9 protein-coding genes and 1 riboswitch are annotated in these 25232 nt (G+C 66.2%); of the genes, 5 read left to right on the forward strand and 4 right to left on the reverse strand.

Translation table 11 applies throughout. The features are described from left to right. Positions 1-20 precede the first annotated feature (20 nt). A riboswitch (cobalamin riboswitch) is annotated at positions 21-242 on the reverse strand. A gap of 40 nt (positions 243-282) precedes the next feature. Further along, positions 283-918, forward strand: a complete 636-nt coding sequence (gene cobO, locus BJ6T_RS31200) for a cob(I)yrinic acid a,c-diamide adenosyltransferase (RefSeq protein ID WP_014496549.1) — start codon at positions 283-285, stop codon at positions 916-918. Between the two features lie 5 nt (positions 919-923). Next, positions 924-2372, forward strand: coding sequence for a cobyric acid synthase (locus BJ6T_RS31205; RefSeq protein WP_014496550.1), 1449 nt, complete (start codon positions 924-926; stop codon positions 2370-2372). On the opposite strand, the gene cobD is transcribed toward BJ6T_RS31205, so the two are convergent. Together cobD and cbiB are read right to left on the reverse strand one after the other, a co-directional pair. Next, positions 2361-3326, reverse strand: coding sequence for a threonine-phosphate decarboxylase CobD (gene cobD, locus BJ6T_RS31210; protein ID WP_014496551.1), 966 nt, complete (start codon positions 3324-3326; stop codon positions 2361-2363). The genes BJ6T_RS31205 and cobD overlap by 12 nt on opposite strands. 11 nt (positions 3327-3337) lie before the next feature. Continuing rightward, positions 3338-4279 (reverse strand): adenosylcobinamide-phosphate synthase CbiB, encoded by a 942-nt coding sequence (cbiB, locus tag BJ6T_RS31215; protein ID WP_014496552.1) that lies wholly within the window; start codon positions 4277-4279, stop codon positions 3338-3340. Between the two features lie 121 nt (positions 4280-4400). On the opposite strand from cbiB, the gene cobU reads away from it, so the two are divergent. From cobU to bluB, 3 genes are read left to right on the forward strand one after another with little or no spacing between them, the layout of a single operon-like run. Then, positions 4401-4904 (forward strand): bifunctional adenosylcobinamide kinase/adenosylcobinamide-phosphate guanylyltransferase, encoded by a 504-nt coding sequence (gene cobU / locus BJ6T_RS31220; RefSeq protein WP_014496553.1) that lies wholly within the window; start codon positions 4401-4403, stop codon positions 4902-4904. After that, entirely contained in the window at positions 4901-5683 is a 783-nt protein-coding gene (gene cobS, locus BJ6T_RS31225) for an adenosylcobinamide-GDP ribazoletransferase (protein WP_014496554.1), read from the forward strand. The genes cobU and cobS overlap by 4 nt, the downstream gene beginning before the upstream one ends. A gap of 4 nt (positions 5684-5687) precedes the next feature. Further along, complete coding sequence (bluB, locus tag BJ6T_RS31230; protein WP_014496555.1) at positions 5688-6320, forward strand: 5,6-dimethylbenzimidazole synthase; 633 nt, start codon at positions 5688-5690, stop codon at positions 6318-6320. A gap of 167 nt (positions 6321-6487) precedes the next feature. Here bluB and BJ6T_RS31235 read toward each other — a convergent pair whose 3' ends face one another. After that, positions 6488-8176 (reverse strand): ShlB/FhaC/HecB family hemolysin secretion/activation protein, encoded by a 1689-nt coding sequence (locus BJ6T_RS31235; protein WP_014496556.1) that lies wholly within the window; start codon positions 8174-8176, stop codon positions 6488-6490. Between the two features lie 11 nt (positions 8177-8187). Beyond that, on the reverse strand, positions 8188-25215 hold the full coding sequence (locus tag BJ6T_RS31240) for a leukotoxin LktA family filamentous adhesin (RefSeq protein WP_014496557.1): 17028 nt from the start codon (positions 25213-25215) through the stop codon (positions 8188-8190). Positions 25216-25232: the final 17 nt, after the last annotated feature.

Genomic DNA, 25232 nt, shown 5'->3' on the forward strand with positions numbered 1-25232 from the left:
GAACACCCCGTCCGCCGGTCCAAAACTCGTCCGCGCTGGCAGGTCTCCCGGCTTGCGGAGCAGGGCTTTTGGCCCTTCGATCCCCGCCTTCCCGATCCCCTGGGGGATCAGTGGCTTCGGGCATCTCTCCGGTCACGGTCGCGGGGGCGGCTGCAGTTTGGAGCCGAATCTTGTCGATTCGGACCCTATCGCATTCCCTCTTCGCCTGTCATAGGACAGGAACCAACGCCGGGCCACCATTTGCCCCCGGCCGCCTCTTGTCAAGCCGAAGGACCCTGTCAGATGACGCCTGAACCGGATACCCAAACGGCCGAGGAAACCGACGCCCGCCACGCCGCGAAAATGGCGAAAATCAAGGTCGCCCGCGACAAGATCATGGCGACCAAGAGCGGCGAAAAGGGCCTCATCATCGTCCATACCGGCGCCGGCAAGGGCAAGTCCTCATCCGCCTTCGGCATGATCGTCCGCTGTGTCGCCCATGGCTTCCCCTGCGCGGTCGTGCAGTTCATCAAGGGCGCCTGGGACACCGGCGAGCGGCGCCTGCTCACCGGCCATTTCGGCGAGCTCTGCCAGTTCCATGCGATGGGCGAAGGTTTCACCTGGGAGACGCAGGACCGCGCCCGCGACATTGCCGCGGCACAGGCCGGCTGGGCGAAGGCCAAGGAGCTGATATCAGATTCCAATCTTCGCATGGTCGTGCTCGACGAGATCAACATCGCGCTGCGCTACGATTATCTCGACATCGCCGAGGTCATCGACTTCCTGAAAACGCACAAGCCCCCCATGACCCATGTCGTGCTCACCGGGCGCAACGCCAAGGACGAGCTGATCGAGATCGCCGATCTCGTCACCGAGATGACGCTGGTCAAGCACCCCTTCCGCTCCGGCATCAAGGCGCAAGCCGGCGTCGAGTTCTGAATTCGATGGCGCGCGCATTGATGATCCAGGGGGCCGGCTCGGACGTGGGCAAGTCGCTCATCGTCGCCGGCCTCGCGCGCGCCTTCACGCGGCGCGGCCTGCGCGTGCTGCCGTTCAAGCCGCAGAACATGTCGAACAACGCGGCCGTCACTGTCGACGGCGGCGAGATCGGTCGGGCCCAGGCGCTCCAGGCGCTGGCCGCTGGCGTCGAGCCGCACACCGACATGAACCCGGTGCTGCTGAAGCCCGAAACCGATGTCGGCGCACAAATCATCGTCCAGGGAAAGCGCATCGCGACCGCGCGGGCGCGTGAATATGCGGCGATGAAGCCCTCGCTGATGGGCGCGGTGCTGGAGAGTTTCGAGCGGCTGAAGGCGCGCGCCGATCTGGTGCTGGTCGAAGGCGCCGGCAGCCCGGCCGAGGTCAACCTGCGCAAGGCCGACATCGCCAATATGGGCTTTGCGCGCAAGGCCGACGTCCCCGTCGTGCTGGTCGGCGACATCGACCGCGGCGGCGTCATCGCCCAGCTCGTCGGCATCAGGACGGTGATCGACCCCGACGATGCCGCGATGATCCAGGGTTTCGTCATCAACAAGTTCCGCGGCGACCCCTCGCTATTCGACGACGGCTACAAGCTGATCGAGCAAAAGACCGCGTGGCGTGGCCTTGGCGTGCTGCCCTGGTTCGCGCGGGCCGGCGAGCTGCCGGCCGAGGACGCGCTCGGCCTGAGCGACGCGCGCAAGCCGGGCCAGTGCAAGATCGCCTGCCTCGCACTGTCGCGGATCGCCAATTTCGATGATCTCGATCCGCTGAAGCTCGAGCCTGGCGTCGATCTCGTCATGGTGCGGCCGGGCGACGCCATCCCCGGCGATATCAGCCTCGTCATCATCCCCGGCTCAAAGTCCACCCGCGGCGATCTCGCCTTCCTGCGCGCGCAGGGCTGGGACATCGATCTCCTGGCGCATCACCGTCGGGGCGGCCATGTGCTCGGCCTCTGCGGCGGCTATCAGATGCTCGGGCGCAGCGTCACCGACCCCGGCGGCATCGAAGGCCCTGCCGGCGACACGCCGGGTCTCGGACTTCTGGACGTGGAAACGGTGATGAGCCCGCAGAAGACGCTGACGCGCGTCGCAGCCGTGCATGCCGCCACGGACCAGCCGATCGACGCCTACGAAATCCACATCGGCCGCACCGATGGGCCGGATCGCGCGCGCCCGTTTGCGAAACTGAACGGCGAGCCCGAAGGCGCGATCTCGCGCGATGGCCGCGTGCAGGGCAGCTATTTGCACGGCCTTTTCACCTCGGACGATTTCCGAAAGGCGTATCTCGCAAAGCTCGACATTCCGGCAGGCGAGGAGCCTTATCACAGCAGGGTCGGGAGTGCGCTCGACGCCCTCGCCGATCACATCGAACAGCATCTCGACGTCGATGGCCTGCTCGCGTTAGCGCGCTAGCGCCTCGGCAAGGCGCGTCCATTCGGCTTCGCTGCCGGGAAGCCCGAGGCGCAGCCATGCCGGCTCTCTCGCGAACACGCGCGACCAGATCTGGCTACGCGCCAGTTTCTCCTGCGCAGCAAGCGCATCAGGCGTCTCGTAGAGACGAAACAGCGGCGCACCACCGACGAGCCGCCAGCCTAGCGACCGCACGATGTCGTCCAGGCGGGCACAGTCGCGCGCAAGCCGCGCGGACGTGGCCTCGGCCCAGTGGTCGTCACGCAAGGCGCGGCACCCGATCGCGATCGCAGCTCCCGACACCGGCCACGGACCTGACGCCGCCCCGAGCTTCGCGATATCGGCCGCATGGCCGAGCGCAAACCCAAGTCGCAGGCCGGCAAGACCATAGAACTTGCCGAAGGAGCGCAGGACCAGCAGTCCAGGCCGATCCGCCTCGGATGCGAGCGACAGCAGCGGGGCAGCATCGGCAAAACTCTCGTCGATGACGAGACGGCCGACGCGCGGCAGCAGCGCCAGCAAATCCTGTGGCGCAAAACGCCGGCCATCGGGATTGTTGGGATTGACGACGACGGCGAGATCCGCGCCCGCCAGCGCGTCGAGCTCGCCGACCTCCTGGACATCCCAGCCTGCAGTCGACAAGACCCCGGCATACTCGTTGTAGGTCGGCGCGAGGATGCGCGCGCGGCCACGCGGCGCCAGTTGCGGCAGCAATTGAATGGCGGCCTGGGCACCACCCATCGCGACAATCGGTGCACTCGTGCGGTAGGCGTGCTGCGCTGCCTGATGCAGGCTCTCGATCTCGGCGCGCGACGGCAGCGCGTTCCATGCGCGCGCGCTCACCTCGCCCACGGGATAAGGCAGCCGGTTGATCCCGGTCGACAGATCGATCCAGTCCTCCGCGCGCCCGCCAAAACGCTGCTGGGCCAGATCGAGATTTCCACCGTGCTCGCGCATGCCCCGTTCTTTCACGCGAAGGCCAGGATCGCAAGGAGGCCGGCGAGCAGCAGCATGGCGCGGCGGTAGATCGTCAATCCCCGGCTGATGTCCGCGGCAAGCGGATCGCGCGCGCCTTCGTTGAGCCAGGGCTCGTTGGTGACGCTGCCGTGGTAGATGCGGGGGCCGCTGAGCCGCACGCCAAGCGCGCCCGCCATCGCCGCCTCCGGCCAGCCGGCATTGGGCGAGCGGTGACGGCGGGCATCGCGCGTCATGCAGGACAGCGCCTCCGATCGCCGCGACGCCAGCAGGACGAACAGAAAGCCGGTCAGGCGCGCCGGAATGAAGTTTGCGACATCGTCGATGCGCGCGGCGGCCCAGCCAAAAGCTTCGTGGCGTTCGTTGCGATGGCCGATCATGGAGTCCAGCGTGTTGATCGCCTTGTAGCCCAAAATGCCGGGCAGTCCGAACAGCGCGCCCCAGAACACCGGCGCCACGATGCCGTCGGAGGCGTTCTCGGCGAGGCTCTCGATCGCCGCGCGCGCGATGCCGGCTTCGTCGAGGGTCGCGGGATCGCGTCCGACGATGCGCGACACCGCTTCGCGCGCAGCGGCGATGTCGCCGGCCCGCAAGGGATTCGCAACCGCCGCGACATGATCGTGGAGTGAACGCAAAGCCACCAGCGGCCAGGCCAGCACTCCCGCCAGTACGATCTGCATCCATCCCCGGGGGAGCGAGGACTGAAGTACCCAGCCGATTGCGACCGAGATCGCGATCACCAGGAGCGCTCCGGCAACGCCCGCAGCACGGCGAAATGCCGGCGGATCGGACGCGCGATTCCAGGCGGCGTCGATGGCACCGATCAGCCGGCCGAGCCAGGTCACGGGATGGCCGATCCGCGCGAACAGCCACGACGGCCAGCCCAAGAGGGCATCCACCGCCATCGCCACCACCATCGCGCCCGCAAAGCCCACACCTGCCTCCTGTCCCGCCCCTGTTGCGCAAAGCGAAGGCGGAGCGCAAGCCCCTGCCCGCCTGATTTCGGCTTTGTCTTTGGCCGCGTTTGGTGATTAGTCAGGCCTACAGGAGACTTTGATGGCCGTCATCTTGATCACGGGCGGGGCGCGATCGGGCAAGAGCAAGCGTGCGGAAACGCGCGTCCGCGCGTTCCCCGGACAGCCCGTCTATGTCGCGACGGCCGAGGCGCTCGATGCGGAAATGGAAGCGCGCATCGCCGGCCACCGCGCGCGGCGCGGAACCGATTGGATCGAGCGTGAGGTGCCGCTCGATCTCGTGCCCGCGCTGGTCGCAAGCGATGGCGGTGGCCCGAGGCTGGTGGACTGCCTGACGCTATGGCTCTCCAACCTGATGCATGCCGGGCGCGACTGGGAACGCGAGGTAACAGAGCTCGCCAACGCCCTGCGCCGCTTGAAAAGCCCCGTCGTCCTCGTCACCAACGAAGTCGGCCTCGGCATCGTGCCCGACAACGCGCTGGCGCGCAGCTATCGCGACGCCGCCGGAATCATGAACCAGGTCATCGCGGCGGTTTCCGACGAAGTCGAGTTCGTCGTGGCCGGCCTGCCGATGAAACTGAAATGATGCCTCGCGCCGAGCTTTTCAAAGAGGTTATCGCCGATCTCAGGATGGCGGCATCGTTCGTGACGATCCTCCCCGTCGCATCATCGAGGTCCGCGGCTGACGGCGCCATCGCGCGCGCAACCTGGGCACTCCCCGTCGCAGGGCTGCTGGTCGGCCTCGCGGGCGCCTTGGTCTACAAGGTCTCCAGCCGGTTCGGACTGACACCGAACCTCGCCGCCCTGCTCACGCTGGCCACGACCGCGCTCATTACCGGCGCGCTGCATGAGGACGGCCTTGCCGATACCGCCGACGGGCTCGGCGGCGGCCGGACGCGCGAGCGCAAGCTCGAGATCATGCGCGACAGCCGGATCGGCACCTATGGCGTCTGCGCGCTGATCCTGTCGTTCGGTCTGCGCTGGAGCGCGCTCGCAGCGATCGCCAATCCTTGGGCCGTCGCGCTCGCGCTGTGCGCCGCGCACACTGCCGCCCGCGCGGGCGTGCCGGCTTTCATGTCGCTGGTCCCGCCGGCGCGGCCTGATGGACTGTCGGCAAACGCGGGCTCGCCGCCGGGCCGCAGCGTCGCCATCGCCTTCGCCGTTGGAACGCTCGCCCTCGCGCTCGCGCTCGGGCCTGGCAAGGCGCTGGTCAGCCTGATCCTGCTGTCCCTCGCCGGCTTGATGCTGGCGCGGCTTGCCATCCGCCAGATCGGCGGGCAGAGCGGCGACATTCTCGGCGCATTCGAGCAGATCGGCGAGATCCTCATTCTGCTGGTGGCGGCATCCTTCCGGACGGGAGGCTGATCCCATGGTCGAGTTCGACGACACCTTCCGCCAGCACTTGCGCGAGCTGTTCGTGTGGCGCCGCGACGTGCGCCGCTTCCGCGCCGATCCGCTGCCGGCCGGCGCCATCGATCGCCTGATCGAGACCGCCTGTCTCTCGCCTTCGGTCGGCCTGAGCCAGCCCTGGCGCTTCGTTGTCGTCGATGATGCCGCACGACGCCGCGCCGTGATCGACGACTTCAGGGCATGCAACGCCGATGCGCTGAATGCCTATGCCGGTGAGCGCGCCGCGCGCTATGCCACGCTGAAACTGTCCGGTCTCGAACAGGCGCCCGGCCACCTCGCCGTGTTCGCGGACAAGGCGAGCGACATCGGCCACGGCCTTGGCCGCGCGACCATGCCGGAGACGACGGAATATTCCGTGGTGGCCGCGATCACCGCGATGTGGCTCGCCGCGCGCGCCGACGGCATCGGCATCGGCTGGGTGTCGATCCTCAATCCGGAGCGCGTTCACACCACTCTCGACGTGCCTGAGACCTGGAAGTTCATCGCCTATCTCTGCATCGGCTATCCGCAAGTCGAATGCGACCAGCCGGAGCTTGAGCAGGCGAAGTGGGAGCACCGTCGCGGCGCGGGGGAATTCACGCTGCGGCGTTGAGACGCCGCGCCCCCGCTCCGTCCTCCGTCATTGCGAGCGTAGCGAAGCAATCCAGGCTGTCTCCGCGGAGGGATTCTGAATTGCTTCGTCGCACCAGCGCAAAATTGCTTTGCAATTTTGTCGCGGGCTCCTCGCGATGACGACGGAGAGAGAAGCGATCCGCCGCGCTACGACCTGCTCTTGCCGGCAACTGTCGCCACAGGCGCAGGGCTTTCCTGTTTCTGGAACATCAGCAGCGGCCGGAGAATGACGCGGCCATAGGCCTCGTAATGGTTCTGGGTCGAGACGGCCATCTTCAGCGGCGTCGCGTAATTCGCCTCGAACGTCATGAACGACGCGTAGGTCCATGAGAAGCCGACGCCGACCGAGCCCAGCTCGGTGATCCCCGGGAACGTCGAATAGACCGCACCCCAGTCGGTGAAGATGTAGGTGTCAAAGCCCTTCAGCCATTGCGACCAGTTGTAGTGCAGCTCGGCGTTGAAATAATAGCCGCTGTCGCCGGAAGCCGCGTTGGAGGGATAGCCGCGTACGGTGGTGGGACCGCCGATCGAAAAGACCTGGTCGCCCGGCAGCAGCTTTTCCTGCGTGTATTGCCAGCTCGCCAGCACGTTGGCGCTGAAATTCGCCGGTCCCGCGGCGCTGGTTGCGATCAGCGAACCAGTGTAGGTGTTGAACGTGCGGTTGTTGCTGAGCACATGGTCTTGCCACTCGATGTAGTTCACCGCCGGTGAGACCGTGATCGAATAGGCGTTGCCGGACTTCGTCACGGAGAGCCCGGCAGTGGCCTTGTCGTAATGGTCGTTGGTCACGTCGACCGTGGCAAAGCGGCTCACCGTCTTGCCCTCGGTCTCGGCGGCGTTGAACAGCACCAGCCAGTCCTGGCTCACCCAGAGCGGCTGGCTGAAATTGACCGCGGCCTGGCTCGAGCGTCCGGTGACGTCGAGCGCGACGAACGGGCCCTGGATGATCTTGATCTTGCCCTCGGTGTAGCTGACGCCGACGCGGCCGCCCCAGGGATTGACCGGAATATTGTAGGCGACATTGCCGTTGAGATTACCGTCGGCGCGGACGCCGTAGAAGGTCAGGCGGTCGTCGACGCCGAACAGGCCGTGGCGCTTGTAGAACGCGCCGCCCTCCCAACGCCCGGTGTTCTCGACGCCCTGGTTGTCGGTGAAGAGCTGCAGGGTGTCGACCGGCGGCTCGATCACCGCGAACTGGAGATCGGTCAGGCCGAAGCTCGTGCCGGGCTGGAGCAGCGCCTTGATCTGCACGTCGTTGGTCCGGTTGAACCAGATCACGTCGCGATTGAGTTTTGGAACGTCGAGAACCTCGCCTTCGGGCTCCCCAACGCGCCGAAGGATGTAATCGGTGCGGGTCTGCTTGTTGCCCTCGATGGTCGTCTTCTGGAGCCGGCCCTCGGTCAGCTTGATGCGGACGACCCCGCCCTTGGCATCCTGATCCGGCAGAGTCGCGATGCCCGTGACGATGCCGCGCTCGGTGTAGATGGCGTTGATGTCGGCAACGAGCTGCAACAGCGCGGCGATGTCGACGTTCTTGCCGACATACTTCTTCGCGATCTCGTCGAGCTCCGCCGGCGTGATGAACTTCGAGGAATCGAACTCGACCTTGCGTAGGCGGAATTTCGGCCCGCCCGGCTTCAGGAGCTGGGACTTCTCCCGCTCGCCGCCGATCACCGCAGGACCGGTGAGCTTGGGCGGCGCGCTCTGCTGTTCGAGCTGCCGGCGCTGCCGGTCAATGTCGTTCTGGATCACGCCGGGGTTGATCGACTGGGCGCGAGCGGAGGCGATGCAGCAAGCTGCAAGCCCCACTCCCAACGCTGCCCCCCAAATCCGCATCCCGAATCTCGTTACCATGCCTGTGCGAGACGGCCAACGGACGGCTTCGCCGTCTCGACCGCCGCATCCTTCCAGCCCGGACGACCCACGCGCTGCCCCTGACGGCGCAGCTTGCGCAGGTCGTTCAGTCCCTCGATGTTGACGGCGGGACCGGAGCCGATGGTCTCGACCGGACGCGGCGTCAGCAGCGCATCGAGCCGCGCCTGGCCGGAGAGGCCGAGCAGATAGAACGTCCCGCCATCCTTCTTCGCGAGCCAGGTCTCGATGGTCTCCTTGCCCTCGCCGTCGATCGCGATGTTGCGCACCATGCTGGCACCGGTGAAGTCGTAGCAGCAGGTGTGGCCTGGTCCATAGTTGGTGACGGTGGCCGAGACGCCGTCGGTGTAGAACACCACATAGGCGTTGCTGACATTGGCGTTGCCGATCTGGCTCATCGTGAACACGCCGCCCGGCTGGTAGAGCTGCAGCGTCGGCCAGCTGGACGGCGCCAGCGTGCGGTTGTTAAGCAGCACCTGCTGCGTGGCCGTGGTGAGCATCATCTGGCCCGGGACATAGCCGTTCAGGACCGCGACTGCTTGCGCATTGGTCAGAACATTGGCGTCTACCACCTTGAACTGGTTGAAGATGACGCTGGGGGCGTCGATCGAGATGTTGGCCGAGGTCGCGGCGCCGCCGTCGGAGCCCGTCACATTCACAACCAGCGGGATCGGCGGCGTCGAGCCGATCTGCTCGATGTTGACGTTGATCGTGGCCGCGGCGAGGTTGACCCCCTTCGTCGCGGTGATGGAGCGGATCGTCAGATCACCGGTCGAGCTCAGCTTGACAACGTCGCCGCTGATCCGGTCGAGCGAGAGCGGGCCCACCGAACTGAAACGTGTGTTGCCGTTGGCCGAGATCGATCCGCCGCGGATCGCGCCCACATCGGAGCGCAGGTCGATGTCGCCGGCGTCGCCCGGGATGCCCGTCGTGGTGAGCTGGCTGAAGACGATGTCGTTGACGGCATGCAGGGTCTGGGTGCCGCCGCTGATGGCGGTGCCGACGGTGATCCCTCCGGCCGTCGCGGTGACGTCGAGCGTGCCACCCACGTTGAGATTATCCCAACGAACGACGGTGCCGCTCAGGACCGCGTTGCCGGTCGTGGCCGTGAGGTTATGACCGGTGTTGGTCCCCGCCGCGATCAGCCGTGCCGAGCCATTGGCGGAGACCGAGCCCAGCGTCGGCACCCCGCCTGACATCACCGTCTGCGCCAGGATGAAGCCGTTGTCGGCGGTGACGTTGATGCTGCCGGCGTCGCCGTTGATGCCCGTCGCCGTCAGCGCGTTGAACGTCACGTTGTCGCGGGCGTGGATGGTCTGCGTGCCGCCGCTCTGCGCCGTCTGAAGCGTGATGCTGCCCTGGCCTGAAGTCACGCCCAGCGTCGTGCCGACATTGAGGACGTTCCAGTTGACCGGGCCGCTCGCGGTCAGCAGGCCCGAGCCGGTCGTGGCGGCGAGCGTGTTGCCCGTGATGGTCGTAGCAGCAAGCAGCGTCGCCGAGCCGTTGGCCGAGACCGAGCCCAGCGTGGTCACGCCGCCAGACGTCACCGTCTGCGCCAAAATGAAGCCGTTGTCGGCGGTGACGTTGATGCTGCCGGCATCGCCGGTGATGCCGGTCGTCGTCAGCGCATTGAACGTCACATTGTCATGGGCGCGGATGGTCTGCGTGGCGCCGCTCTGAGCGGTCTTGAAGTTGATGCTGCCCTGGCTTGCCGTCGCGCCCAGCGTCGTCCCGACATTGAGCGTGTTCCAGTCGATCGGGCCGGTCGCGGTCAGCAAGCCCGAGCCGGTCGTGGTGGCGAGCGTGTTGCCGGTGATGGTCGTGGCCGCCAGCAGCGTCGCCGAGCCATGGGCCGAGACCGAGCCCAGCGTGGTCGCGCCGCCCGATGTCACCGTCTGCGCCAGGATGAAGCCGTTGTCGGCGGTGACGCCAATGTTGCCGGCATCGCCGCTATTGCCGGTGGTCGCCAGCGACTTGAACGTCACGTTCTGGCTGGCATGGACCGTCTGCGAACCGCTGCTGTCGGCGGTGCCGATGACGATGCTGCCGTTGTTCGTGACCGCACTGAAGCTGCCGCTCGCGCCGGTCGCGGTCCCCGCCAGCACCTGGTCGAGCGTCAGCGCGCCGGTGCCGATGATGTCCACGTTGCCTTTCACCGCGGAGAGCAGGCTCGCCTCGGTGTCGGTCAGCGCCTTCAGGTAGATGCCGCCGGCGCTCGCGCTCGCCGACAATTGTACGGCGCTGAAGGCAATCCGGCTCGTCGCGCTGCCGATGCCGTTCGATCCGCTCAGCGACAGCTCGGCGCCCGCGCCGGATGCGACGAACTTGGTCTGGCCATCGCCATTGTCGAGGATCGCGCCGAGCGAGGCAACGCCGCCGGCGGTGACAATGATCGAAGGCGCGTTCGAGGCCGCCGCGTAGGACAGCGACGAATTCAGCTGGCCGATCGTCGCATCACCCGTGGTGGTCACCGAGATCAATCCGGCCGCGTTGATGGACGAATAGGCGCCCATCGTCAGCGTCGCGGCAACAAGGGTCACGCCGTCCGAGCTGCTGGTCGCAACCACCGGCGCCGCACTGGTGCCGGCCGCGAAATTCATGCCGCGGTTGGCGAGCAGCTGCATCAGGCCGCCGCTGGTGATGTCGGCATTGACGGTGAGCGCGCCGCGCGCAGCGTTCAGTGTCAGCGCGCCACCGGCCGTCAGCGTCCCATGGGTGCCGCTCGAGCCGACCATGAGATCGCCGGTGACGGCGAGGAGGCTGAGGTCGCCGACCGCAGAGCCCGTCACCGCGCCGGAGATGTTCACCTGGAGCGGCTGGAAGGACGAGCCGTTGAAGCCGATGCTGCCGCCGGCGCGCAGGTCGAGGTCGGCACCCAGGATGTGGATCGCGGTGCGGTCCGTGAACCCGGCCTCGGCATAGATGCTGCCGGTCGCGGCGAGCTGGATTGCGTTGCCCGCGGCGATGTTGCCGAGGATGAGATCGCCGGTGGTCTGCTTCACATAGATGCCCTGCGCCGACGAAACCTGGTCGAGCTGGTCGTTGGACGGATCGGCGAAGGCGATCTGGATCGCGTTCGCGTTGTTCGCAGGATTGCTTCCGGCAGTTCCCGAGGGAGCGCCGACATTGCCGTGCTCCGCGATCAGGGTCAGGTTGCCGATATCACCCGAGATCAAGGCGCCGCTCGCATTGTTGGAGATACTGTTGACGGCGTCGAGCTTGACGTCGCCGCGGCCCGTCACCTGGATGCCATTGGCCTGCGCGGCCGTGATCGGGCCGTAGTTCGCGGTGACGCCGCCGAGCGCGAGGCTGTTCTTGCTGCCGAGATAGATATTCGTCAGCGCCTTGGCCGAGATCGCGATCGGGTTGTCGACGACGACGAGGTTCTGCTGCGACAGGCTGACCGTATAGGTCGTGACATGGGTCGTCGGATCCGTGACCGCGCCGACGGTGAGCTGGCCGGGACCGGCCGTGGCGAGCAAGCCCCTCTGCTCCGGCGTCAGCGACGAGGAATCGACGCTGGTGAAGGTGAAGGTCTGGGGCGCTGCCGAATTGCCGACCGAGCCGCGCGGCGCGTAGAGCATGATCTGGTTGGCGCTGACATTGGCGACGACGTTCTCGTCGATCGGCGGCGGCGCCGCGCCGACGGCCGACGACGACACGGTGTAGGCGAGCTGGCTCTGCGTCCACTGCGAACCCGCGGTGATGATGCTGTAGACCCGCTCGGTCGATGCGAGCGTGTAGCTGTAGTTCGCATTGTAAGTGTTGAGCGCCGTTTGCAGCGCCGTGTTGCTCGGCATGCGCTGATTGGCTGTCGAAACGCCATCGAACAGCTTGGTGAACAGGGTCGTCGACAACGAGCTGCCGAACACGGTCCCCAGCGGATCCGCGGGCGCGGTGCCGAGCAACGTCGTCAGCGAGGTCTTGAGCTCGTCGGTGGTGATCTTGCCGAGCAGGAACTGGTCCCTCAGGAACCGCGTCGTGGCCTCGGTCTTCATCTGCGTCGTCGTGACGTTGGCGGGATCGATGCCGAGCTTGGCAGCCACCTGCGCCCGCAGCACCGTCTGCCCCACCGAGGTCGGGTTGTAGGTGCTGCCGTTCGGGAAGGCGATGTTCTTGAGCTGGAAGTAATCGTTGTAGGCCGACGTCACCATCGACTGGTAGCTGTTGACGGCGTTGGTGGCGGCGTTGCCGCTGAGCAGGTCGAGGCTCGCCTGGACGTCCTGGAGATGCTGGCTCTGCGCCTGGGTCAGACCAACCGCCGCCCGGCCGTTCAGGATGTTGGCCGGGTTGTTGTCGGAGCCCGCCGCCTCAAGGAAGACCGGGCCACCGGTCGACTGGACCGTGCCGAGGCGCAGATCGCCCTTGGACTGGATGATGTAGGTGCCGGTCACCGAGGCGCTGTCGAGAACGCCGCCATCGACGGCGCCGCTCGCCTGCGTCGTGCCCGTCGCCTGGATCACCAGCGGATTGATGTTGGTCAGGGTGGAGGCGCCGTTGACGACCGCGCTCGTCGCGCCGATCGCACCGGAGGTGGAGTTGATCTCGATGTTCTTGCCGATCACGATGGGATTGGCGATGTTGTAGGCGGACGCCGAGTTGATGTCGCCGGTCGCCGAGAGGAAGACGTTGCCCTGTGGCGTCGCGCCCGCCGAATTCACCTTGACCTGGTTGATCGACAGCGCGCCGATGGCCGAGATCGCGATGTCGTGGTCGATCGAGCTGGCGGTCAGGCTGCCGCCATAGATCTGCACCTGGACGGGAGCCTTGGTGGTGCCGAGCGTGCCGATGCCACCGTCACCCCGAAGCGTCACACTCGTCCCTGAAATCACCGGGTTGTTGGCATTGGCGCCGACGGTGATCGACGAGTTGGTGCCGGTGGCGGCAAGCGTCGTCGTGCCCTGCTGGTTGTTGATCGACCCGTTGATGACGATGCCGGAGGTCGAATTGACCACGACGTCGCTGCTGCTGCCGCCGATGAACTTGATGTTGATCGGGTTCGACGCCTTGACCGTGTTGGTCAGCGTGAGCGTCAGGTGATCATAGATCGCCTGGTACCAGTTGTACTGGGCGTCCGCGCCGCAGCACGCGTTGGAATGGGTGTTGAGTCCAACGGGGCTCCCATCCGGGTTCACGCCTCCCGCCCAGTGATAGCTGCCTGTGGCGGTGGTGACTTTCTGATAGTTGCTGCTCTGCGTGCCTGAAACCAGGCTGGTCGAGCGGGTCCAGTTCTCGCCGGTGACCTGATTGGGCGTGAAGCTCCAGCCGTAGTCGAACTGCGTGCTGGTGGGTAGACGATCCAGCGTCGCGGTGTCGACCCATTGATAGAGCATGTTCTCCTGCGTCGCGTACTGGACGCCCGCCGTACCGGTCCTGGCCGTAAGCATCGACGGGTCGATCGCGGCCGCAGTGACACTGTTGGTCTCGTACCGCGACACCTGCTGGCTGCTTGCAGCCTTGGGATCGTAAACCCACCACGTCGTCTTCCCCTTGAGCTGGTCGACGATCTCGACCACGCTCTGGGCAGTGACGCTGGTATTGATGGTGTTGGTGACGAGCTGGAGCCCGCTGGTGTTGTTGACGGTGACCGTGCCGGCGCCACCTTTGATCTCGATATTACCCTGGGTCTGGGTGTTGTCGGTCGAGGTCGAGATGATCTTGCCGTTGAGGTAGACGTAGCCGCCGGCGCCCTGCGCCACGCCATTCAGGATGAGCTGGTCGGTGAGAGCGTTGTACCTGACCCCGATCTTGGCGTCGCCGCTGGCCGACGCCGTCACGGAGCCCGAGATGTCGTAATAGACGCCGTTCCGCGCATTGGCCTGGGCCGCGGCAAAATCCGCTCCGCCGTTGCGATTCTTGAGGCCGTTGCCGCCATAGATGGCATCGTACGCCGCCGCGCCGATGTCGACCGAGTAATTGCTGCTCGAGCCGGCCTGGATGGTGCCGTTGATGTTGATCACCGACGCCGAGATGATGACCGCCTGACCGCTGATGGTCCGGGTGGCTGTCGCGGTGGCCGGCGCATCTGCGGTCTTGGGCGTGATCGCATCCGGCTGGATGTTGATCACCTGGAAGAAGCCCGAGCTGTCGCAGGCTGACGCACAGTTGAACGGCGTCTTGTACGGACCGCTATCGGTGTAGACGTTGCGGCCGTCATAAGTCGTTTTCTTCCACTGCGCGAGCACGACATTGGACGAGTCCTGCGACTGCCCCTCGATGATCTTGAGGGTCGCGATGTCAGGCACGCTGCCGGCATCGGGAGTGCTGGTGTTCCCAGGCGTACCCCTGCCCACCGGCAGGAAGATCGATGAATATAGGGAGAAGCCGTCGTAATACGTCATCAGCATGCGCGCGGTGAAGATCGTGCTGGCGTCGGCGTTGCCGACGGGTTGATACACGCCGTGGCTGCCGTCGGTGCAGCAGTAATAGAAATAGGGGTGATCGGTTCCCGAAGCGATATGCGGAGCGGAATAGTAGTCGCCGTAGGCGCCGAGATAGGTCGCCGCCGTCATCACCGCGGTCAGCGTGTCTTCCGGCCTGTTTTCAGTGGTGGCCCATTGCGAGGTGACCGCGCTGCCGCTGTCGTAGAAGCTCCCGATGCCGCCGAGGAAGGTGAAGGTGCCTTTGGGCACCACGATCTGGATGGTCGCGGCGCTGAGCGACTGCGATGCGACGACGCTGCCGAGATTGTTGATGATCTTGAGCAGGCCGTTCGCGTTGTTCACGGCGCCGTTGAAATAGATGTCGGGCGTGCGCGTCAGCACGTAGCCGTTCTGGTCGATGCCCTGGCCGCTGTCGGGATCCAGGCGGTTGTAGGTGGCGGAGACGTCGATGACCGGCGTCGCGCTCGGCATCGCGGTGAAGGTCACATTGGAGTGCGAATCCGGGTCGACATGGTCGATCTGGCGGTAGGTGATGTTTCCTCCGGTCACATCGGCGACCGTGAGATTGCCCAGGCTGATGAAGTCGAGACCCTTGTTCTCGATCTTGATCAAGGGCGAACTGCGCGCGATGACCGCGGGCGCGGCAGGATTCGTGCCGCTGTTTCCGGTCAGTTTCTGCGCCAGGATCGAGACGTTGCCGGCGGACACCAGAATGTCGCCGAACGCGAAAGCGTTGCCTGGCGCGTCGGAGGTGAACGGCGCCTGCTTGATCAGCGTGTCGATCTGACGCTGGATGTCGCCGGTCGGATCGGTCCCGGACGGCGTCATCGACGCGGGCGCCGTCGGCGTCGCCGCCGCGAGCTGCGAGCGGACCTGCGCTGCGCTCAGGCCGGTCAGCGTCGCCAGCTGGTTGACGACGAGATCGTAGGGATTGAAGTTGCCGACGATGGCATACTGGACCGTCTGGTGGTTCCAGCTCATCACCGGGCTCAAATTATTGGCGTTGGAGACCAGTTCGAGGACCGACGAAGAGCCGTTTGTCAGCAGGGAATACGGACTGGTCGTGCTCAATGTCGGCGTGGTTGCACCCAGATCAATCGTGATCGTCAGATCGTTGTTGACGCCGGCCACCACCAGGCCATTGAGCGCGACATCGCCGGTTCCGCTGGTGTGGCTGTGGTTGTCGCTGTTCTTAGCGCTGAAGATGTCCAGATACGGATTGTAGTTGCTGCCGTTGCCAGCCGCCGTGACCTGCCCCTGGGTTGCGCCCAGGTAGATGTCGCGCGCACCGAGCACGCTCGAGGTGGGCGCGAGCGTCAGGCTCGTGGTGTCGTCGGCGTTGGCCGTGCCACGGTAGAGCGCGGAGATCGGAATAGCGGTGTTGTTGTAGACGACCGTCGTGGCCGTCGCCTGCACGCTGCTGAAGACGCTGCCGTCACCGGCGAGGCCCGCATAGATGGTGATGTCGCGCCAGGCCGCGATCTTCGCGTTGTCGCCGACATTGACGGACTGGTTGGCGTGGACCCAGCTGTTGGTGCTGGCGCCGACGCCTGCGATCGCGCCGTAAAGGCTGGCATTGGCGTTGTTGGCCGCGGCCATCTTCGCAGCCGTGCCGATATAGATCTTGCCGACGCTGAAGAGCTCGCGGGCATTGATGTTGACCGCGAGCGTGGCGTTCGCGGTCATGTTGGATTCGGCGCCGCCGCCGGCGAAGAAGCTGGCCGTGGCCAGGCTCGCCGTGTCATTGGTGTTCAGCGTGTTGTAGGCCTCGATGTTGATATACGCCGCCGAGGTCTGCGGATCGCCGTTGAGGCTCAGCACCGTGCCGGCGCCGATATTGGTGTTGACGTGCTGGGTGACGGTCGAGGTGCTGAGCGCGGCAGCCCCCGAGAACGAGCCGCCGGAGCCCGACCGCGCGCCGCCGCCGCCCTGGTTGACGATGTCGTTGGCGATGACGACCATGTTGCCGCCCGCCGAATTGATGATCAGGTGCGTTCCGATCTCGGCGGTGGTGGTGGAGTCCACGTCGTTCTGCGCCTTGCCGGCCGAAACGCCGGCGGTGGACGCCTGATAGGCGTCGCCGCTCGCGGCATAATTCGTGGTGTGCTTGGCATTGATGCGGAGACCGCCGAAATAGAGCGTGTCATCGCTCGTGCCGCCGTCGAACCGCGCATCGGTCACGGCCGTCGAGCTGGTGGTCGCGACCGCCGCCGCGCCGGCATAGGTGCCGCCCGCGCCGACCGTCGCGTTGGAGACGTTGGTATCCGTTCCGGTCGCCGTGATGCGGAGGATACCCGTGTAGCTGCCATGGTTTAGAATATCCATGTCCGCGGGCGCCCCCAGATAGGCATAGGTGTGCGCGCTCGACGACGTCTGCGCGACGGTGGCGCCGAGGGCCAGGAAGCCGGACGAAAGACCCGTCCCTTCGGCGTATTGGGCGCTGTCGTTTTGAGCGGCGATGGTCACGTCGGCGTTGGGAAGCACGATCCCCGTCCCGCCATAGGCCTTCACCGTCGCGTTCTCGGATGCCACGGCCAGGCTGCCCTGCGCGCCGATCAGCGAGCCGCCGCCGCCGGCGAGCGCCTTGGCCCAGGTCGTCGTGCCGCTGGTGGGAACCAGCGCCATCGCGGTCACCCCGAGCGCACCGCCCGAGAAGCTGACATTATCGCCGACATCGGCCGTCACCGTGGCGCCGACCGTGGACTTGGCGATAGCGACGCCGACGGCGCCGCCGCCGACCGAAACGCCGATCGCCTCGCTCGAAAGATCGGGTGTGATCGACGCCGACACCAACGTGCCGACGCCGGACGCGGACGTCGTGATCGAGGCACCGGAGCCGATCTCCGCCAGCACGGACGAGTTCTCGTGGGCTTCCGCATCCGCACCGACGCCCGCGACGATGCCGCCGCCGAGCGCGGTGGCCGTCGTGGACAAGGTGCCGGCGCCGCTGGCGCCAACCGCCAGATTCGTGACGTTGACGGTGGAGCCGTCCAGAACCCGTGCTGCGACCGAGCTCGTCCGGCTTGCCATTGCGACCGAAGCGCCGACAGCCGCGGCGCCGGCGGTGACGCCGCCGGTGAAGACCACCTGGGTCGTTGAATCCATCGCCATGACGGTGGCGCCAGTGCCGGTGCCGCCCGCGCCGGTGATTTGACCGCCAAGCATCGCCACCACGGAGTTGGTGACATTGCCGACCGCGACAGCCGCCTGCGCGCCGAAATAAAGCGCCGCACCGCCGGCGATCGCCTCGGTGTCGATGGTCTTGCCGGCATAGGGTCCGGTGGTCGCGTCCTTAACGACCGCCGCAACGGTCACAATCGGCGCCGTGACGGCCAGGGGCGTATCCGCGGCCACCAGCGCGCCGGAACCGTCGCGCCCGTAGTCACTCAGATTGGCGAGGACGGTGCTGTTGACGCTGGTGTAGCCGATGCCGGCCCCGATGCCGACGTTCTTGGCGAAGCCGGCGCCGAGAAGATACATCTTGGCCGCATTGGCGCTGGTGGCAGTGACATTGACCTGCGTGCCCGTGACGTTGCCGCCCGCGATCTGCGCGACGACGGCGTCGTTGCCGCCGCTCAGCACGCTGCTGACGTCATAGGTCGACGTCACGTTGGCACTGTTCGGATTGCCGGCGGTGCCGCTCGCGACCGCGCCGCTGCCGTGCGCGTTGTTGGTGCCGCTGTTCACGGACGCGATGGTGCCGTTGTTGCCCTGGTTGAGCTGGCCGGTCTGCTGGCCCTGGGTGGCGGCATCGGCGGTGTTGGTGCCGATGATGATGACGCCGACCGTCGCGCCGATACCGACGCTGCCGCCGATGCCCGCGGTGACCGCGTAGGACAGCACCTCCTTGGTGCTGAGCGCATTGACGTTGATCGCGCCGGCCGAGTTCAGATTGCTGTTGCGGCTTTCCGCAATGGTCTGGCTCTTGAAGCTGATGACGTTGGCGGCGGCGCCGACGCCGACCCCTGCCCCGCTCGCCCCGACCGCGAGTGCACCTGCGATCTCCTTGATCGCGACGTCCTCGGTCGCGTTGATGGTCACCGCGCCGGCCGCTCCGCCCGTCACCGATTGCAATGTGGTGTCGTAGACGCCGGCGATGGTGGTGTTGTTGGCGATCTCGATGTTCGCCATGCCGGCGATCGCGGCCGTGCCGGTCGAGAGCGCACCGCCGATCGCATAGGCCTCGAAGCGGTTCTTGGTGGTGGCCTCGACGTCGAGCGCGCCGCTCAGATTGAGCGCGGTCGTATGCGCCGCGCCGTTGCCCTGATAGTGGAACTCGTCACCGACATAGGCTTCGGTCCGGTTCGAGGAGACCTGGACCAGGAACGCCGCACCGATCGCGGCCTGGCTGCCGTAGGCGCCGGAGCCGTTCGCGGAGAAGATGCCGGTGTTGTTGGTGGCGTTCACCGTCAGCGATGCGGCTGTCAGCGCGCCACCATCGACATATGCTTCCGTCGTCGCCTGGAACACGTTCAGCCCGACCGAGCCGGTGTTGAAGCCGATCGCGATCGAGGACGCGTCCTGCTCAGCATTGGCCTTCACGGTGACGGCGCCGACCGTCGCGCTCGACGACTGCACGCCACCGACCGTGGCATTGGTGATGGTGGCGAACGTTTCGCGCTGCATCGTGGTGCTGATGATGGTGGCGCCACCACCGCCATTGCCGGTCGGAGCCACGATGCCCGCACCGAACGCGCCGGAATAGGAGAAGCTCGACGCGGCCACTTCGATCTGCGGCGCCAGCGTCGTCGAGGTCAGGCGCGTGTCGATGGAAGCGCTGTCGATATAGGCCCGGGTCTGCCCGCTCATCACGTTGGTGATCGGGTTGATCATGATGGAGATGCCGCTGCTCGCGGCGACCGAGGCGACGTTGGTCACGACCGCCTGGTGCGAGCTCGCGACCACGGCAAGGCCGCGCACGGTGTCCTGGGTCTCGGTGAGGTCGGGCGTGGTGTCGGTCGGCGCGTGGGCGGTGCCGAGATCGAAGGCATGGGCGAGCGTGCCGCTGTTGACCGACAGCGTATCGGTGCTGCTGGTCCCGAGCGCGTCGACCTTGGTATTTGCCCCGCTGATATAGGCCGCGGTGGTTCCCGTGATCTGGTTGGTGACCAGCGAGCCCGCGCCGCCGGCGGCGCCCTTGCTGATCGACACGGCACCCGCAAACACGGCCGCCTTGTCGTTGTTGCCGGCGGTCACGCCGACGTTGTTGGTGGCGGTGACGTCGGCGCCGTTGATCCCGTTGGTGCCGGCGGCGGTGATGCTGGCGGTGACGTTGGTGCCCATCAGATTGGTGGCGACCGAGCCGGCGAGCCCGACCTGCGAGGACATCGCGATACCGACGGCAACGGTCGAGATGTTGGCGTTCGAGTTCGCACCGACGGCGACGTTGCCCGATGCGGTCAGCTTGGACCCGGTGACGCCGGCGCTGACATTGTTGGCGATGCTGCTGTAGACGAGCGCAAGGCCCGCGGCGCTGCCTTGCGTCGAGGCGCCCGCGACGGCGGCGGTTCCGGTGATGCTGGAATTGTCGGTCGCGTTGACGGAAATGTTGCGGGCCGTGACGGACGATTGTGTCGCGCTGGACAAATTGTTGCCGATGGCCGCCGAAACGGTGTTGGCAATCGAGCTGATCGTGGTGCCGCCGACGCCGGCGAACTGGCCGGTCGCAAGGCCGAAGCCGATCGTGACCGCCTGGATCTTCGAGGAGTCGACCGCGCTCACGCTGACATTGCCGTTGCTGCCGGCTGTCATCAGGACATTGGCGATATAGGCCGAATGCGTGGTCGCGATGGTGTTGTAGACGATCGAAGCGCCGACATTGTTCTTGCCGGCCTGGATCAGGCCCGCAACGGAGACGATGCTGGCGCCCGGACCGTTGCCCGTGCCATCGTTGAGCGCAGCCGCGCTGAAGTCGATGCAGTTCTGCCCGCCCGTGCCGCCGGCGACCGTGCAGGTATCCGTGGCGAGATGATTGTTGTTGGACTTCTTGACGAGGTTGCCGAGCGCGGTATCGAGCGCCGACACCGCGCCGCTGTCCGCCAGCACCGTCACGCGGCCGACATTGATGCTCACCGTCGAGCCGCTGTTGATATAGGCCGTCGTGGTCGGCGTGATCTCGCTGACGACGACCGCGCCGGCAAGCCCGTTGGCGCTGGCCCCGCCCCCGCCTGAGGCCGCACCGGCCGCAATCACGCTGGCGCTGTCGGCCATCACCAGCAGGGTGTCGTAGTTCGAGATCGCCGTGCTGCGGATATGCGCGTCGGTCGCGTTTCCGCCCGTGGGATCGGCGATCGACGCATAGGTCAACCCGATGCCGACGCCGGCCTGGCCACCCGAGATATAGAGCGAGCCGCCACCGATCGCGATGTTCGTGGTCTGGTAGGCGTCGACCTCGAGCGCGCGATTGACCCCGCTCGCCTGCCCCGTGATCGTCGAGCTCTCGATATAGGCGTTGGCGCTGTCGGTGATGATGCCGACGGAGGCCGACAGCGACGCCGAATTGGATTTCGATCCCGCCACGCCGATGGCGACGACGGTCTCCGAGCCGCCATTGAGCGCCTGCACCGTCACCGAACTCTGGTTGTTCATGGTGGTGCCGTAGATATAGGCGAGCGTCGCGTTGTTCGACATCGCCGCCGCGATCGCGCCGCCGATCGCAGCTCCCGTGGCGGACCCTCCGGCCAGATTGAGCGCCGCCGAGCCCGAACCATTGTTGAGCATGGTGTCGTTCAGCGCCTGAACAATCGTGTTGGTCACCACGGCGCCGGTCGTGGTGTATTTGTTGACGGTCGTGTTCTTGATGTAGGCGCTGGTGCCGAGCGAGACGTCGCTCACCGACGAGCTTCCGGCGAGATCGAGGCTGAAGCCGCTGGTGCTCGATCCCGAGGTCGAACCGATCTTGCCCGCCGCCGTCGTCACGCCGGCGGCGCCTCCGGTCGAGGCCGCGCCGGCAGCACCTGCCTTGTCGGAGAAACTCGACGACGCCGGGTCGGAGACGGCTGCCGCGACGGCGGCCGCCGTGATGCGCCCCGAAGTGGTCGCGCTGAGCGTGAGGTTGTCGACATTGACCGCCCCGCTTCCGCCGCTGGTGCCGGCGAACGGATCGTTGGCGCTGAACACGCCGGGCCGGATGTCGGAATGGTTGTCGCCGACATAGGCGGAGGTGTCGGTGTTTGCGCCGAGATAGGCGACCGACAAGCCGACCGCCGAACCGCCGCTCCCGTTATAGCTCATCGCGCCGGACAGCGTCACGACCGACAGATCCTGCTGCGCCAGGATGCCGACGGTCGGCGCGTAGACGGTGGCCAGGCTCGAGATCGACGCGTGCGTCGTGTTGTTCAGGAAGCCGAGCGAGGTGATGCCGTTCAGCGCCAGCGCGCCGGCAGCCTTGCCGGACGACGGTGCGACAGCGACGAACCGGTCGGAAGTGATCGCGTTGACGGCGATGTCGTCCGCCGCACGCAGCGTCGCACGGTCCGAAACGCCGGCGATGGTATTGGTGTTGAACTGGACGAGATTGAGCGCGCCGCCGACCGAGGAGCCGCCCGAGGTGTTGCCGAACAGGAAGCCGAGCGTGCCGACATTGCCGGCCGCGTCGATCGAGGCCATGGTCGTGGTCGCCGCGATCTGGATGGTGGCGTTGTAGGTGTGGAGGTCGCCATTATCCATCCCGACCGACCAGCTGCTGCCGCATGTCGCGGTCGTGCAGGTCGAAGTCAGGCTGGCGCTGCCGGCCACCCACGCGGTCGTGTTGTTGTTGACGACGAAATGGTTCAGCGAACCGGCGATGCCGATTGTGTCGCCGGCGTCCGCCGTGGCATTCGCATAGCTGGTCAGGATGTTGCCGCCGACGCCGAGATTGCCGTTGAGGTGGCCCAGAACCGCACCCAGCCCGTCCCATTTGAGCCAGGTATTGGTGATCGGCTGCTCGGTGGTGGCATCGACGGCGATGTTCGCCGCGTTGATCAGCGTGCCGTTGCCGACGTAGGCGTTCGAATTGTGGGTGAAGTTGCCCCAGGCAACGGCCGCGCTGATCGCGGTCCCCTCGCCTGTCGACACGTCCTTCGTGATCGCGCTGGACGTCGCATTGCTGCGAACGCCGCGATCGATGACGTTGCTGGCGACGGCGACGTTGCCGCTGGCATATATGCTCGGCGCGCCGCCGCTCGGACTCTGCGCGATCGCGGCGGTTGCGCTCTGCGTGCTGTTGGCCAGCGAGAGCGCGCCTGCAACCTTGAAATCGAAGCTCAGCGGCACCAGCGAGGTCATGTGGTCCATGACGAAGTGCGTCGGCGAAGCGACGTTCGAGACCGCGAATTCCTGGATCGCCGCGACCAGCGCCGGCAGGCCGGCGATGGACGAGGCCATCGTGGAATTGCTCGTGGTGTCGGACGTCGCCTCGACCAGAACGGAACCGTTCATCCGGTCGCCGGCACTGGTTCCGAGCGATGCGCCGAGCGTCGCGGTCGCGGACGTCGTGACGTCGCTGATGGCGACCGCCGCGCCGACAGCGCCGCTCGCATTCGGCCCGCTCGCCGCAACAGACGTTGCGCTGGTCGAGAACGAATTGTTGTTGATCGCGCGGACCTTCAGGGTGCTGCCGCTCGTGTTCACCGTGCCCGCCGCAATATGCGCGCCGGTCGCGACGTTGGCGGTCGTCGTCACCGATCCCGTGGAATAGGCCACTGTCGGGACGATCTGCGCGCTGGTCGACGCAGCGACGGCGGAGACCGCAATGGTCGCATCGTTGAGCGCCTTGATCTCGAGGTTGCCGCCGGCGTTGACCGTCGCACCCGAGGCCACGTTGGTCGTGGCAGTGCCGTCGATCTTGCCGACGACCACACCGGCCGCGACCGGCGTGAGGCTGCCGAGCAAGGTGGTGGCGACTGCCGGATCCGACACGGTCTCCGTGGCGTGTGCGGAAATGGTGACATCGCCGCGCCCGTTGATGTCGGCATGGCTGTTGATGTTGATGGTCGCCGTGGCGCTTGCGGCGAGATAGCCGCCATTGAGCCCGAGCACCGAGGCGGCAAGCGTCGAGCCGACGAGCGCGAAATCACCGGCCACAGAGCCGTTCAGGAAGCTCGACACGGCCGTCGAGGTTGCGGTGATCGAGACGATGCCGCCAGTGATCTTGCCGTCGACCGTGATCGACGTCGCGGCGGTGGCTTGGCCGGACAGCTTGATGTCGCTCGCCGTTGCCCTCAGCGTCACGTTGCCGTCGGCGTAGGTGGTCCCGCCGAAGTTGACTGACTGGGCCAGGATCTGCGCGCCATTCATGATCTCGATGTTCGGCGCGTCGATGATGACATTGTTGGCGTTGCCGGTCGAATGGCCGGAGCCATCGAGACGGCGGGCATCGATCATCGCATGCGCGGCGAGCGTGATGGAATGATCGGCCTGGATGAGGTAGTCGGCGCCGGCGCTGAGCCCGGCGAGCGCATTCACGATGGAGCTGTTCGACAGCGTCACGCCGGTGTCGCCCTGAGCGGCATCACCCACGACCACGTCGGTCGGGTCGATCAGCAGCGTGCCGGCCTTGCCGTTGTCCGCACTGAGATCGACCTTGATGCCTTTCCCAATGTCGATGATCCCGTTCGCGCTGAAGTCGACGAGACCGGCATTGCCCGTCTTCGCGCTGGCATCGAACCTGGCGCCGCCCGCGACGGTCAGGTTCTGCGCCGCCTTCAGGCGGATCTCTCCGGCATTGCCGTTTGCGCTTGCGATGTTGAGATTGGCCTTCTTGCCGACATCGATGTTGTTGCCGGCCTGAACCGTGATGTTGCTCGGCGTCGCGCTCTTGCTCTGCGCGGTCAGGCGCCCGTTGATCCTGGCGTTGTTGACGGCGCCGATATGGATCGAGCCGTTGCTGACGGTGATCGCGCTGGCGCTGCGCAGGCCCTTCGAGTTGACGGAGGCTGCGAATTTCGCGGCGTGATCGAGATTGGCGATGTCGCGCTGGCTGGCGCCGCCGACATAGACGTTCTGCCCGGTCAGGCGCACGCCGTCCTGGGCATTGACCCGGCCGTAGATGCGGATGTTGCCGTCAGGCGAGACCGGGAACGAGCCGGCCATGAGGTTGCCGACCGCCGATTGGTTGATCTGCCCGCCTGCGCCGATCAGGCTGTCGGTGAACTCGCGCGTCGGCGTCGAGACGTTGAGGCTGCCGACATTGACCGTGCCGGAACGGCCGACCACGAACCCCTTGGGATCGGCGAAATAGACGTTACCGCCGATCGCGCCGTTCATATAGGAGTTCAGCGTGCCGTTGACGTAAACTGGCGCGTCGCGAACGATGTTGACGAGGTTCTGCGTGCCGGTCGGCAGCTGCAGATTGACGGTGTTGCCCTGCCCGACGCTGAACTGCGAGAACGAGTTGAAGGCGTTGTTGCCCGAGATCGTCGACGTCGTGACGTTGGTCACGCTGCCGGAGGTTTGCAAGGACGTGCCCGTGCGGCCATCCGGGGTGATCACGTTCGCCGTCTGCGCCTGCAGGCGGACGCTGAACACCGGCAGGAAGACCATCTGCATCGCGCAGAGCAGCGACATCGAACGGAAGCGCGCCAGCCCCCGCAGCGTCGTCAGCTCGTCATTGTGTCGCGTCGCAGATGGTCCGCGCATTTCAGATCCTCTTCATC

Source organism: Bradyrhizobium japonicum USDA 6 (assembly GCF_000284375.1).
Taxonomy (GTDB): domain Bacteria; phylum Pseudomonadota; class Alphaproteobacteria; order Rhizobiales; family Xanthobacteraceae; genus Bradyrhizobium; species Bradyrhizobium japonicum.